This window comes from Hymenobacter jeongseonensis (assembly GCF_015694725.1).
GTDB classification, from domain to species: Bacteria; Bacteroidota; Bacteroidia; order Cytophagales; family Hymenobacteraceae; genus Hymenobacter; species Hymenobacter jeongseonensis.
Genome location: NZ_JADQDQ010000001.1, coordinates 56,337 through 69,637, shown reverse-complemented (window position 1 = coordinate 69,637; position 13,301 = coordinate 56,337). Strand labels below are relative to the sequence as shown.

Genomic DNA, 13,301 nt, shown 5'->3' with positions numbered 1-13,301 from the left:
TCCGGGTATAATTCCGTTTTTTCATGCATGGGCTCGCAGAGTCCAGGCTACTATTTCATCTTATGAAAGGAATTATCCTCGCCGGCGGCTCCGGCACCCGCCTGCATCCGCTCACGCTTGCTGTGAGCAAGCAGCTTATGCCCGTGTACGACAAGCCGATGATTTATTATCCGCTGTCGATACTGCTCATGGCGGGTATTCGGGAGGTGCTGATTATCACCACGCCCCACGACCAGGCGCAATTTCAAAAGTTGCTGGGCGATGGCAAGAACCTGGGATGCAACTTCCAGTACGCCGTGCAGGAAGTGCCGAATGGTCTGGCTCAGGCCTTCGTCATCGGCGCCGATTTTATCGGTGATGACAAGGTGGCGCTGGTACTCGGCGACAACATTTTCTACGGCGCAGGCCTGGAAGAGCTGCTGAAATCCAACAGCAACCCGACTGGCGGCGTAGTGTTTGCCTACCACGTACTCGACCCCGAGCGCTACGGCGTGGTCGAGTTCGATGGCGACAAGAAAGCCCTCAGCATCGAAGAAAAGCCGGCCCAGCCCAAAAGCAACTACGCCGTGCCCGGCCTGTATTTCTACGACAACGACGTTATTGAAATCGCCCGGAACCTGGAGCCTAGCCCACGCGGCGAGTACGAAATCACCGATGTCAACCGCGAATACCTGCGCCGCGGCACGTTGAAAGTAGGCATCCTCGGCCGCGGCACCGCTTGGCTTGATACTGGCACCTTCGAGAGCCTGATGCAGGCCGGCGAATTCGTGCGCGTAATCGAGCAACGTCAGGGCCTGAAGGTTGGCGCTATTGAAGAAATGGCTTACCGTCAAGGTTTTATTGACGCCGACCAGCTTCGTGCCATTGCCGCGCCGCTACGCAAGAGCGGCTACGGCGACTATCTGATGAATCTGCCCGAGCAGCTGGTGATGGCCGAGTAGCACACGCCTTTATCCGAAAGCAAAAGCGCCCCGCAACGATATTGCGGGGCGCTTTTGCTTTTACTTAAATTCAGCGATAACAGCAGCTATTCGTCCAAGTACTGGTGCACGAACTTGATGGCCATGCTGCCCTCGCCCACGGCTGAGGCCACGCGGGCCATGGCGCCGGCTCGGCTGTCGCCGGCAGCAAAAATGCCCGGAACGCACGTTTCGAGCAAAAATGGTTCGCGCTGCTTTTTCCAGGTGGCGGCGAAGCGCGAATCGCCGAGCAGGTCGCGGCCGGTGAGCAGGAAGCCTTTGCCATCGCACAGAATTTGGTCGTTTACCCATTCGGTGCTGGGTTTCGCCCCGATGAAAACAAACAGCGCCCGCGCTGCTCGCTTCTCCACCGTGCCGTTGATGTCAACCATCACGGCCTCGAGGTGGTCCTGGCCGCACACTTCTTTTATTTGTGAAAACGGCAGCAACTCGATGTTGGGCGTAGTGCGAATCTGCTCAATAAGATAAGCCGACATGCTGGCCGCCAAGTCGGCACCGCGGATGACGATGAATACCCGGCGGGCATACGTGGCCAGGTACATGGCTGCCTGCCCGGCCGAGTTGCCGCCGCCCACAATGTACACGTCCTGGGCATCGCAGCTGCGGGCTTCGGTGCGGGCGGCGCCGTAGTACACACCGGCGCCGCTGAGGCGGTCCATGCCGGGCACGTCGAGCGTGCGGTAGCTCACGCCGGTCGTCAGGACCACGGCTTTGGTGCTGATTTCGCTGCCATCGCTCAGAGTCAGAACCTTGTATCCGTCCTGCACACACAGCTGGCTTACTTCCTGTGGGGCCAGGAACTCGGCCCCGAGGCGTACGGCCTGCGACCAAGCGCGGTGGGCCAGTTCGGCTCCACTCAGGCCGGTGGGGAAACCCAGGTAGTTTTCGATGCGCGAACTGGTGCCGGCCTGGCCGCCGGGCGTCTGGCGCTCGATGATGAGCGTTTTTAGGCCCTCGCTGGCTCCGTACACGGCCGCAGCGAGGCCGCTCGGGCCGGCGCCCACTACCACCACGTCGTACATCTCCTGCGTGGTCTTGTTGCTGATGCCCAGGTGCTGAGCCAAGGCCGCTTTGGTGGGGTTGGGTACGGCAGTGCCGTCGGCGCAAATGACGAGCGGCAGGTCCGTGGAGTTGTACCCAGAGGCTTTCAATAGCTCCTGCGCTTCGGGCTGGGTTTCAAAATCCAGCCATTGGTAACCCACCATGTAGCCGCTCAGAAAATCCTTGAGCTCGTGCGAAAGCGGCGACCATTGGAAGCCAATGAGTCGGATGCCGTCGTATTTGGGTTTGTGGGCGGCTTGCCAGGCGTTGAGCAAGTCGCGAAGCGTGGGAAAGAGCAATTGCTCGGGCGGGTCCCAGGGCTTCATTAGGTAATGGTCGAGCCGGGCCGAGTTGATGGCCCGGATGGCGGCCTCGGTATCGGCATAGGCGGTGAGCAGCACGCGTTTGGTGTCCGGAAAAAGCTCGCGCGAAGCGGTAAGCAATTCTACGCCTTCCAAATCGGGCATGCGCTGGTCGGCCACAATCAGGGCCAGCGGTTCCTCCTTCACGCGCAGTTCGTGCAGGGTAGCCAGTGCCTCGGGCCCCGAGCCCACACGCAGGATGCGGTACTCTTGGCTGAATTCCTGCCGCAAGTCGCGGGTGATGGCGGCCAGCACTTGCGGGTCGTCGTCAACGGCTAAGATAAAAGGCTTTTTGGAGGCCATAAGAAGGGGGTAAAAGCTAAATCAAGGGCGCGCTGCTGTATTCTGCCTGCCATTTGCCGCGCATGTCCACACATGGCTATATCAAGCTAGCGGGGCGGCTACGGGCAGCCACGCGCAAAACTCGGTATGGCCGGGCCATGAGCTGACTTCCAACCGGCCGTCGTGCTGCCGGATGATGCGCTGGGCAATGTCCAGCCCCAGGCCGGAGCCTGCCCCGGCCTGCTTGGTGGTGTAAAATGGCTCAAAGATGTGCGGCAGCACGTCCGCCGGAATGCCTGCGCCGTTGTCAATCAAAAATACGCGCACGAAATCGCCTTCCTGACGGGTGCGGAGCGTGAGTTCGCCGCCCTGGGCCGGCAAGGCGTCAACGGCGTTGTCGATGAGGTTGGTCCACACTTGGTTGAGGCTGCTGACTTGGCCCCGAATCTGGGGCAAGCCGGGGGCGAAGTCGCGGGTGAGGCGCACGTTTTTTTGGCGCAGCTCAAAGCCCAGCATGTTGAGCGTGCTGTCCAGCCCAGCGGCAACGTCGAGCAGCTCAAACCCGCCGGCGCGGTCCATGTGCGAGTAGGTTTTCACGTCGGCCACCAGCTTGCTGATGCGGCTGCCGGCTTCCTGCACGTCGCGAATAAGCTGCAGGGTCCCTTGCTGGCTCTCCAGCCATGCAAAGGCCGCGGGGCGGGCCGCCACCGGCAGCACCTGGGCCGCCGTGGCCAGTAGTTCTTCGGTCAAGCCGGTTTCGAGCAAGCCCGGCGCTAGGCGGTACCCGTTGGCCACGCCCTGGCCGGCCAGCCAGTCGGCCAGCGCGTCTTCTTGCTCCGAACGTTGCAAGGGCGAGAGGTGCGGCTGGGGCGTGGCATGTTCGGCTAGGGGCACCGCCAGGGCCGTGAATGCGCAGAGTGCAGCGGGGTCGGGGCACTGGTCAATGAGCTCACGGAGCAGTTGGGGCTTGGCGGCGGCGCGCTCAGCTAGGGCCTGAGCGGCGCGGGCAATGGCGGCGGCGGGGTTGTTCAGTTCGTGTGCGAGGCCAGCCGAGAGCTTGCCCAGGGCCCGCAGCTTGTCGTCGCGCTCTTGGCCGCGGGCTTCGTCGCGGGCGCGGTCGCTCATCAGGGCCACCAAGCGCTGAATCAGCTCGGGGCTGATTTGTTCGAGGGCCGGGAAATGGTTGCGGTGCAGCAGGTACAGCACCGTTTCGCCCACGGCCGCGCCCAGGCCGCTGATGATGCGCAGCCGCGAATACGGTAGCACGCCGCTCACCTGGCCTTTCTCGACCCGGAACCGGGGCTCCCGGGTGCCGTTCTGCACCAAGTAGAACTGAATGCCGCCCTTTAGCACGGCCATGAGGTACTCGGCCGGGTCGCCGGGCTGGGCCACGCTGCCGCCGTCGGCCAACACCCGCTGCTCGCCGTGAGCGAGCAGCCAGTCGAGCACGTCATCGGGTAGGCCGGCAAAGGCGGTGATGGTCGCTAGTTCGGTGGTAGTTAGGGCAAGGGTTTCGGACATGAAAAGACAAGCTAGGGAAGGGGGGAAAGTTGAGCAGCAACCGGTAGCGCCGGGCCGTACCTTGCGGCCCAATTAGAGGCGGCCCGTGAACGGGAATATTTTATGAAGATAAGAGTTTTACACAGGGCATATTCCTTCCCCAAAGCCCTGTGCCCTACAGCTTGGCTGACCTTAGCCGGCCTTGTTATGGGCCCAACGGCCTACGCTCAGCGGCCGCCGCGCGTGGCTACGCACATCGACTCATTGCGGGCCGCCCGCAGCCCCGCGCTGGGCGACGTGTACCCGGCGACGTTTACGCTGGTGGGCGGGCGCCGGGTCTCGGCCTTCCTCACGGGCATTGAGCCGTGCTACGTCGAACGCATTGAGTGCTACGAGCGCCACCCCAGCCAACTGCCCGCCCCGCCCCTGAAGGCGCTGAGCATCGACCGCATCGAGAAAATGGAGCTCGCAGGCCACCACTACGAAAGCCTGCGCCTGAACGGCAAGCTGCTGGGTCTCATGGCCGAAAGCCTGACTGGGGCCGGGCCTGTGGCGCTGTTTGGGTACTACAAAGTGAAAAACGGCTTCCCCATTATCATTCCCCTCCCCCTTCCAGGGGCCGCCATTTTCATTCCTACCGAAGGCCACAACAAGTACTTCTGGTATGTGCGGCAGCCCGGCGGCGAATTGCTGGAAGTACTGCGTGACAGCTACTCTTTTGCTCGGGAAATGAGCGTTTTCTTCATCGGGGCGTCTGAAATGGCGGCCCAAATCAAGGCCAAGGCGCCCAAGCACCGCTTCGAAGACCTACCCACTCTAGTGCAGGCCTACAACGCCCGGGCGGCCGTGAAATAAGCGACCTGGAAACCAGCTGTTGCGATATTAAAGGCAACTTTTTTAGGCGGGGCTACCTTGTAAATAATTGCCATACCTCATTCAAATACGCCTTTCATGGCCAAAGCTAGAACTGTCTTTTTCTGCCAATCCTGCGGTGCCCAATCGGCAAAATGGATAGGCCGCTGCCCGGCCTGCGGCGAGTGGAACACCTACGTTGAGGAGGTCATCCAGAAAGAAACCGTGGCCACCACCACGGGACAGTGGAAGCCGGCCAGCACCGTGCCCGGCGGCAACCTCACCAAGGCGGCCAAGTCGGTGCCGCTCGGCGATATTCTGGCCGAAGACGAACCCCGCATCATCACCCCCGATGGCGAGCTAAACCGCGTGCTGGGCGGCGGCCTGGTGCCCGGCTCCATTGTGCTCATTGGCGGCGAGCCCGGCATCGGCAAAAGCACGCTCATGCTCCAGATTGCCCTGAGCCTGCGCAAGATGAAGGTACTCTACGTGAGCGGCGAGGAAAGCGAAGCCCAGATAAAGATGCGCGCCGAGCGCCTGGCCGACGGCCAGCACCCGGGCTGCTACATCCTCACCGAAACGAACACCCAAAACATCTTTCGGCAGATTGACCAGGTGCAGCCCAACATCCTCGTCATCGACTCCATCCAGACCATGCACTCTACGCTGGTGGAAAGCGGCGCGGGCAGCGTGAGCCAGGTGCGCGAGTGCACTGCCGAGTTCCTGAAGTTTGCCAAGGAGACCAGCACACCGGTGCTGCTCATCGGTCACATCACCAAAGACGGCAGCATCGCCGGCCCCAAAATTCTGGAGCACATGGTGGACACCGTGCTGCAGTTCGAAGGCGACCGGCACATGAGCTACCGGATTTTGCGCACCACCAAAAACCGCTTCGGCAGCACCTCCGAGCTGGGGATTTACGAGATGCAGGGCGATGGCCTGCGCCAGGTGAGCAACCCCTCCGAAATCCTGCTTTCGCAGCGCGGCGAAAGCCTGAGCGGCATGGCCATCGGGGCCACGCTCGAGGGCAACCGCCCGCTGCTGGTGGAAGTACAGGCCCTCGTCACGCCTTCCACCTACGGCACCCCGCAGCGCAGCAGCACCGGCTTCGACGCCAAGCGCCTACAAATGCTATTGGCCGTGCTGGAAAAGCGCGCCGGCCTGCGCCTGGGGCAGCACGACGTGTTCCTGAACATTGCCGGTGGCCTGCGCCTCGACGACCCGGCGCTGGATATGGCCGTGTGCGCGGCCGTGGTTTCGTCGCTGAATGACCTGCCCATCCCCGGCGATGTTTGCTTGGCCGCTGAAGTCGGGCTGAGCGGCGAAATCCGGGCCGTTTCGCGCCTCGACCAGCGCCTCGCGGAAGCCGAAAAATTGGGCTTTCGGGAAATGTACGTTTCCCAGTTTAACGGCAAAGGGCTGGACCTCGCACGTTTCGGATTAAAAGTGCAAGCCGTGAGCCGACTCGACGAGGTACTGAATGGCTTATTTGGCTGAGCCAAAACCATGCTGATAATCAGTTGCTGTTTGCCTAGTTTGGGGAAGCCCCTTGCGGCGCTAAGCCCAACGGCTTGGAAGACGATAAGTGGCTGATTTGGATTTTATAAACCAAAAAGCCTTATCTTCGGATGACTGATAGGCTTTTACCGCGAATTGTTTAGGTAACTGTCATCGGTAATGTCGAGTTTCGTCGGTTATTGATGGTCCATGCCATCAGTCCTCTGCTAGATTTTTTGTGATATGATATCTGCCTTCATCACTTCTGTACGCGGCTTGCTGGGCACGACGCTGCTGTTGGTGCCGGTGCTTAGCTACGGCCAAAGCAAGCCCGCGCCTACGGCCGCAACTGCACCAAGTAAGTCTGCTTCCGCCGCGACTACTGCGCCGCGCAAGGCGGCTTCAGCGGTTAAACCAGCAACTAAATCGGTCCTGAGCAAATCGGCTTCGAACACCAGCACCGCGCAACGCAAAAAGGTGGTAGCGCCCGCTGCAGTAGCCGACCCTGCTGCTACGCCAGTGCCCGTTCCCGCCGAGGAAACGGCCGCGGTGGCTACCCCGGCCGCACCTGCTGCTGCCCCCAAGCCCGCCCCGGTTAAGGCCGCGCCGGCCAAGGCTTTTGCGGCGCCGCCCACGGGCACGGCTATTCTTACCGGCCGGGTGAGTGGCAGCACCACCGATTCGGTAGGCGTTACGTTGCGGGAAAACCCGCTCGACCCGAAAGAAAAACTCATCCGGGTTGCGCTGAGCGATAAAGGCGATTTTAAATTGGTGATACCCGTGCACGGCTCAACCAAGGCTGATTTGGTGTACGGCGACGACGTGGCACCCCTGTACCTCGACGCTGGCACGGACATGGATGTGCGCTTCAAAGGTGATGACATGTCGGGCACCTTGCGGTTTAAGGCCAACGATGTGCCCACGGGCCTGGCCACGAAGCTTCGCAACCGCACGAATCTGAGCGACGAGCAAAAGCACCGCCAGCAAGCAGCCAACGCCAACAACTACTTGGTGGAAGCCGACGCCCAGTTTGTGGAAAACGACGGCTTTCAGGTGCTGCCCGACAACATTCAGCTTTACGAAGCGCCGTTTCTGTCCTTTCTGGAGTACCGCCGCAAGCACCAGCTGGAGTTTCTGGAGGACCACGCGGCCAAGCAGTCCTTCACGCAGGATTTTTACAACTATGCCCACGCCGAAGTGGTGTACGCCTACGCCAACGACCGGCTGACTTTCCAGGACCTGCGGGAGCAAGTGGTGAACACCGAGGGCCGCCTGAAAATGGAGCCCACCTATTATAGCTTTCTGCGCGAGCCCGGCCTGCTTAATGAGCCCAACGCCGCGCAAAGCGAGTTATACCACGAATTTCTGCTGAACTACGTGCACTTTGCCGTGGCGCAGGACAAGCGCCAGCGCTCCGACCCGGATTTCTATCCTGCCTCTTATGCTTTGGCCAGCAAGAAGCTCACCGGCCCTACGCGCGCCATTATTTTGGGCAGGATTCTGCAGGAATCCTTTCGGTTTGGGCACGTGAAGCAGTCGGCCGCGATGCTGGCTGATTTCCGCAACTACGACCCCAAGAATCAGTACTACTCCACGCTGGAGAATGATTTTGACCGCCACAAAGATTTTGCTATTGGGGCGCCGGCGCCCGATTTCAAGCTGGCCACTGCCACTGGCGATACCGTGCACCTGCACGACTTCGTCGGCAAGCTGGTGTACCTCAACTTCTGGAAAACCACCAACGGCCTGTGCTTGCGCGACTTGGCCTATGCGCAGGAATTGATTCGCAAGTTTGAAGGCAAGAACATCACCTTCATCAACATTGCCCTTGATGAGAACGAGCAGGCTTGGCGCCAGCTTGTGACCGTGAAAAAGCTACCCGGCGTGCAAGTGCGCGTGCCCGGCGGCGGCCTGCGCTCAGAGCTGGCCAGTGCGTACGCGTTGCAGGAAGTGCCCACCTACATGCTGGTGGGCGAAGACGGTACCTTCCTCAACACCAAGCCCAAACGCCTGAGCAGCCGCGCGGCCATCGACGAAATCAACCAGTCGTTTGGCAAGGCCAGTACCTACACCAGCGCCATTGATTTTCCGGCCACTAAAAAGTAGGCCGCAATAAATTATCGGTTATCCCGAGCATCGCGAAGGACCTTATCGCGTTGGGATTGTTGAGGTGGTGATTTTTCCCCTCCGCAGTCCCGGCGATAAGGTCCTTCGCTGCGTTCGGGATGACGTATTTTTAGGCCCTTCTATCCAGGCCCGCGCTGCTTATGTCCTTCCCGTTTGCCGATAGCCTGAATGTTTTATCGAAAGCCACGCCGTTGCGCGTCTGGAATACGGTGCAAATTGTGGGCTCTTATATCCTCAGCAAGTTCACGGGCAAGGCCCGGCTGGCGGGCCTGCCCATGGCCCTGAGCTTCGAGCCCACCACCAGCTGCAACCTGCGCTGCCCGGAGTGCCCCAGCGGGCTGCGTTCGTTCACGCGGCCCACCGGCATGCTGCCGGCCGATTTATTTAAACGAACGATTGACGAAGTGGCCAGCCGGCTCTGGTACCTGATTTTCTACTTCCAGGGCGAGCCGTATTTGCACCCGCAGTTTCTGGACTTGGTGAAGTACGCGGCTGACAAAGGCATTTACACGGCTACCAGCACCAACGCCCACTACCTCAACGACCAGAACGCCCGGCGCACCGTGGAAAGCGGCCTGGACCGACTTATTATCTCCCTAGACGGCACCACTCAGGAAGTGTACCAGCAGTACCGCGTGGGTGGCAAGCTGGAAAAGGTGCTGGAAGGCACTCGCAACATCGTAAAGTGGCGTAAGGAGTTGAAATCAAGTACGCCGCGTATTATCTTCCAATTTCTGGTGGTGCGGCCCAACGAGCACCAGATTGACGACGCCAAACAGCTGGCCGAAGCCATGGGCGTGGACGACGTGTGGTTTAAAACCGCGCAGATTTATGACCACGAGCACGGCTCCCCGCTCATTCCCACCATCGATTACTACTCGCGCTACCAGAACAACCAAAACGGCACTTGGAGCTTGAAAAATAAGCTCGTGGACCACTGCTGGAAAATGTGGCACTCCTGCGTCATCACCTGGGACGGCCTCGTGGTGCCGTGCTGCTTCGACAAAGACGCCGAGTACCGCCAGGGCGACCTCAAAACCGAAACCTTCCGCCAGCTCTGGCGTGGGCCCAAGTACCAGCAGTTCCGCGGCAGCCTGCTGAAGGGGCGCGACCAGATTGAGATGTGCCGCAACTGCTCCGAAGGTACCAAAGTGTGGGGTTAAGCGGCGATGCGTGCCGGCTAAGGCGCTAGAAAATAAAAGCTCACGATATGCCTGCTCCGGAACCAGCCCCGCACCAGCCCGTCGGCGCCCATCCGCACAAGTACGAGTTTCCGGGGCGCGCCGTGGTGGAGTTGAGCAGCGCCATTATCGGCAAGCACTGCAGCGTGTGGCCCACGGCCGATGCCCGCACACTGGCGGCCATCCAGCCCGAAACACTGGCGCTGAACCACGGGGTTTTTACCAGCACGGTGGGCTCGGGCCAGCTGCGGTTTCCAACGGTGGTGGTGCAGCAGGAAGACACGGGCGTAGTGGTTTCCTGTGCTTGCGAGGCGCCGAAAAGTGCGCTGTGCGAGCACCAGGCGCTGGTGCTGCTGAGCATTTTGCAGCGGAAGGAATTGCGTTTGTTTTTCGATAAAGCCGCCCGGCAGCAGTATTTGCTGGCCTCGGCCCGCGACTACGGGCTGGAGGAGGACGAAGATTTGGACGCGCATTTCGACCTCGTCTACAGCCGTTCATCGGCCGTGGCGGTGCAGCCCAAGCGCCCCAACCTCTACCCCGTAACCGCCGCCGCCAAACAAGAGCTGATGGGGCATTTGCTGCCTGTGACGCGTCTTCCCGTGCTTCCATCGCCCGTTGGCAGCCGCCTGCTTATCCTGGACCGCCACCGGTACTATGGGCACCTGACCATTCATTTGGCCGAAGCGGCTACCACAGCCATGGGGAAGCTCAAAAGCCCCGTGAACCTGCTCAACCCGCTGGATGGCATCTGGCAGCTGCAAAACCCGGATGAGGTGAAGTTTTACACCGCCCTGGGCCGCTTTCAGCACAATTACGACGAGGTTCGTTCCGTAGCGGGCATCGAGGCGCTCCGGGCCATTGTGCGCAATCCGCACGCGCTGCCGGTGTATGCGCACAAGCCGGCCGTGTCGGACAAGCCAGCGGCAAAATCGTTGGTTCCGGTGCAGCTGCGCAGCGCCAAAACCGACCTGCGGCTGCGCGTCACGCAGCAGGGGGACTACTACGAAGTGCGCGGCGAACTGCTGCTGCACGACGAGCCATTCGACTTGAAAACCTTGGCCGTGCGCTTCGAATATTTCCTGGCGGCCCGCGAGGCGTTGTATTTAATTGACGACTTGGAGGTGTGGCGGGTAATTGAGTTTTTCCAGAAGCGCAACAATACCCTGTTGATTCACCAAACTAAGTTTGCTGAATTTCAGCGTGGTGTACTGGCGAATCTGGAAGACAAGCTGCACATCAACTACGGCTACGTGCGGCCGGCCACGCCCGCACAACGGGTGGAGAGCGGCTTCGACCAGCCACCTGAGCCGCTGCTGTACCTCACCGATGCCGGCGCGCACGTGGAGGTGCTGCCCGTGCTCCGCTACGGCCCCAAGGAAGTGCCCATTCTCTCGCGCCGCCAGCTCTACGCCACCGATGAGCTGGGCCGGCCCTTCCTGCTGGCCCGCGACGCGGCCGCCGAGGCCCGGTTGCTGGCGGCGCTGCTCCGGCACTACCCCGACTTCCAGGACCAGCTCAACCAAGACGCGCTGTATGTGCCCAAAACGTTGTTTTTGAGCGAAGAATGGTTTCTGGAAGCCTTCGACGACTGGCGCAGCCACGACATCGCCATTCTGGGATTCAACCAGCTTAAAAACAACACGCTAAACGCCCACAAAGCCCGGGTGAAAATCTGGGTGACGGGCGAAACCAACTGGTTCGACACGGTGCTGCGGGTGAAGTTCGGCAAGCAACAGGCCAGCATGCAAAACTTGCACAAAGCCGTGCGCAACAAAAGCCGCTACGTGCAACTCGACGACGGCACCCGCGGGATTTTGCCCCAGGCATGGCTGGAAAAATTTGCGGCCTACTTCGAAGCCGGTACCGTGGTGGCAGAGCACATTCGCACGCCTAAAATCAGCTTTGTAACCTTGTCCGAGCTCTACGAGCCGCAGGACCTGACGCCCGCCACCCAAGCCGAGCTGGCCCGCTACCAGGCCGCCGCCGCCGATTTTACGGGCATTGCCCCGGTGGCGGTGCCCGTGGCCCTGCGCGCCACGCTGCGCGACTACCAGCAGCAGGGACTCAATTGGCTAAATTTCCTCGACACCTTCCACTTTGGGGGCTGCCTGGCCGACGACATGGGCCTGGGCAAAACCCTACAAGTGCTGGCGTTTATTCTGCTCCAGCGCGAAAAAGGCCTGGCCGTGGCCAACTTGGTGGTTGTACCCACTTCACTGGTGTTCAACTGGCAGGCCGAAGTGGCCAAGTTTGCGCCTTCGCTGCGGGTACATGTGCTGCACGGCGCCAACCGCCGCCCCAAACCGCAGGATTTCTACGCCTACGACATCGTGCTGACGACCTACAACACCGTGGTGTCGGACATCCGCTGGCTAAAGGAATATTGCTTTAACTACGTCTTTCTCGACGAATCGCAGGCCATCAAAAACCCCGATTCGCTGCGATACCAGGCGGCATGCCTGCTGCAAGCCCGCAACCGCGTGGTGCTGACGGGCACACCGGTAGAAAACAACACCTACGACCTCTACGGGCAGCTTTCGTTTGCTTGCCCCGGCCTGCTGGGCAGTCGGCAGCATTTCCAGGACCAGTACGCTACGCGCATCGACAAGTTTAAGGATGTGCGGGTGGCGCAGGCGCTGCAGCGCAAAATCAGTCCCTTTGTGCTGCGCCGCACCAAGGCCCAGGTAGCCACCGAGCTGCCCGATAAAACCGAGATGGTGCTTTACTGCGAAATGGGCGCCGAGCAACGCCGGGTGTACGAAGCCTGCCGGCAAGAATTTCGGGCCAAACTGATGGGCCTGCACGAGGAAACAGCCGGCAAAAACAGCGTGCACATCCTGCAGGGCCTCACTCGGCTGCGCCAGATTTGCAACTCGCCGGCCTTGCTGCCCGAGGAGGAATACTACGGCCCGGCCTCGGCCAAGCTGGAGGTGCTGCTGGAGGAAATAAGCGGTAAAGCGCCGCAGCACAAAATCCTGATATTCTCGCAGTTCGTGGCCATGCTCAACCTCATTCGCACGGAGTTGGACCAGCGCGGCATCGCCTACGAGTACCTGACGGGCCAGACCCGGAACCGGGCCGCTGCCGTCGCCGCTTTTCAGGAAGATGCCGGTGTGCGGGTGTTTCTCATCAGCCTCAAAGCCGGCGGCACCGGCCTCAACCTGCCCGCTGCCGACTACGTGTACCTCGTGGACCCGTGGTGGAACCCTGCCGTGGAAAACCAGGCCATCGACCGCAGCCACCGCATCGGCCAAACCAAGAAAGTGGTGGCCGTGCGCCTCATTTGCCCCGATACGATTGAGGAGAAAATTATGAAGCTGCAGGAAGCCAAGCGCACCCTGGCGCACGACTTGGTGAAAACCGACGCGGCCTTCTTCAAGGAACTCACCCGGCAAGAGTTGCTGGCATTGGTGAGCTAAGCCGGGGACTAATGCCTCGACAGGCTAGCGCCTAAAAAAAGCAGCCGCAACGGCAAACGC

8 protein-coding genes are annotated in these 13,301 nt (G+C 60.7%); 6 read left to right on the top strand and 2 right to left on the bottom strand.

The annotated features are described in order from the left end of the window. Window positions 1-62 precede the first annotated feature (62 nt). Window positions 63-941, top strand: a complete 879-nt coding sequence (rfbA, locus tag I2I05_RS00300; protein ID WP_196280225.1) for a glucose-1-phosphate thymidylyltransferase RfbA — start codon at window positions 63-65, stop codon at window positions 939-941. A gap of 86 nt (window positions 942-1,027) precedes the next feature. Here rfbA and I2I05_RS00295 read toward each other — a convergent pair whose 3' ends face one another. Together I2I05_RS00295 and I2I05_RS00290 are read right to left on the bottom strand one after the other, a co-directional pair. Further along, complete coding sequence (locus tag I2I05_RS00295) at window positions 1,028-2,686, bottom strand: FAD-dependent oxidoreductase (RefSeq protein ID WP_196280224.1); 1,659 nt, start codon at window positions 2,684-2,686, stop codon at window positions 1,028-1,030. A gap of 81 nt (window positions 2,687-2,767) precedes the next feature. Further along, window positions 2,768-4,186 carry a sensor histidine kinase gene (locus I2I05_RS00290; protein WP_196280223.1) on the bottom strand — a complete coding sequence of 473 codons (1,419 nt, stop codon included), beginning with the start codon at window positions 4,184-4,186 and terminating at the stop codon, window positions 2,768-2,770. 186 nt (window positions 4,187-4,372) lie between these two features. Between I2I05_RS00290 and I2I05_RS00285 the strand changes: the two genes are divergently transcribed. The 5 genes from I2I05_RS00285 to I2I05_RS00265 all read left to right on the top strand — a co-directional run bounded on the left by I2I05_RS00285 (window position 4,373) and on the right by I2I05_RS00265 (window position 13,241). Further along, on the top strand, window positions 4,373-5,020 hold the full coding sequence (locus I2I05_RS00285) for a hypothetical protein (protein WP_196280222.1): 648 nt from the start codon (window positions 4,373-4,375) through the stop codon (window positions 5,018-5,020). Window positions 5,021-5,116: 96 nt separating this feature from the next. Next, on the top strand, window positions 5,117-6,514 hold the full coding sequence (gene radA / locus I2I05_RS00280) for a DNA repair protein RadA (protein ID WP_196280221.1): 1,398 nt from the start codon (window positions 5,117-5,119) through the stop codon (window positions 6,512-6,514). 243 nt (window positions 6,515-6,757) lie between these two features. After that, window positions 6,758-8,620, top strand: a complete 1,863-nt coding sequence (locus I2I05_RS00275) for a TlpA family protein disulfide reductase (RefSeq protein ID WP_196280220.1) — start codon at window positions 6,758-6,760, stop codon at window positions 8,618-8,620. A gap of 161 nt (window positions 8,621-8,781) precedes the next feature. After that, window positions 8,782-9,804 (top strand): SPASM domain-containing protein, encoded by a 1,023-nt coding sequence (locus I2I05_RS00270; protein WP_196280219.1) that lies wholly within the window; start codon window positions 8,782-8,784, stop codon window positions 9,802-9,804. Window positions 9,805-9,851: 47 nt separating this feature from the next. Then, window positions 9,852-13,241, top strand: a complete 3,390-nt coding sequence (locus I2I05_RS00265) for a DEAD/DEAH box helicase (RefSeq protein WP_230688054.1) — start codon at window positions 9,852-9,854, stop codon at window positions 13,239-13,241. Window positions 13,242-13,301 lie beyond the last annotated feature (60 nt).

What these genes read in the sequence shown, in the direction of transcription:
- rfbA (WP_196280225.1), top strand. Translation starts at nt 63, where the DNA reads ATGAAAGGAATTATCCTCGCCGGCGGCTCCGGCACCCGCCTGCATCCG.
- I2I05_RS00295 (WP_196280224.1), bottom strand. Translation starts at nt 2,686, where the DNA reads ATGGCCTCCAAAAAGCCTTTTATCTTAGCCGTTGACGACGACCCGCAA.
- I2I05_RS00290 (WP_196280223.1), bottom strand. Translation starts at nt 4,186, where the DNA reads ATGTCCGAAACCCTTGCCCTAACTACCACCGAACTAGCGACCATCACC.
- I2I05_RS00285 (WP_196280222.1), top strand. Translation starts at nt 4,373, where the DNA reads ATGGGCCCAACGGCCTACGCTCAGCGGCCGCCGCGCGTGGCTACGCAC.
- radA (WP_196280221.1), top strand. Translation starts at nt 5,117, where the DNA reads ATGGCCAAAGCTAGAACTGTCTTTTTCTGCCAATCCTGCGGTGCCCAA.
- I2I05_RS00275 (WP_196280220.1), top strand. Translation starts at nt 6,758, where the DNA reads ATGATATCTGCCTTCATCACTTCTGTACGCGGCTTGCTGGGCACGACG.
- I2I05_RS00270 (WP_196280219.1), top strand. Translation starts at nt 8,782, where the DNA reads ATGTCCTTCCCGTTTGCCGATAGCCTGAATGTTTTATCGAAAGCCACG.
- I2I05_RS00265 (WP_230688054.1), top strand. Translation starts at nt 9,852, where the DNA reads ATGCCTGCTCCGGAACCAGCCCCGCACCAGCCCGTCGGCGCCCATCCG.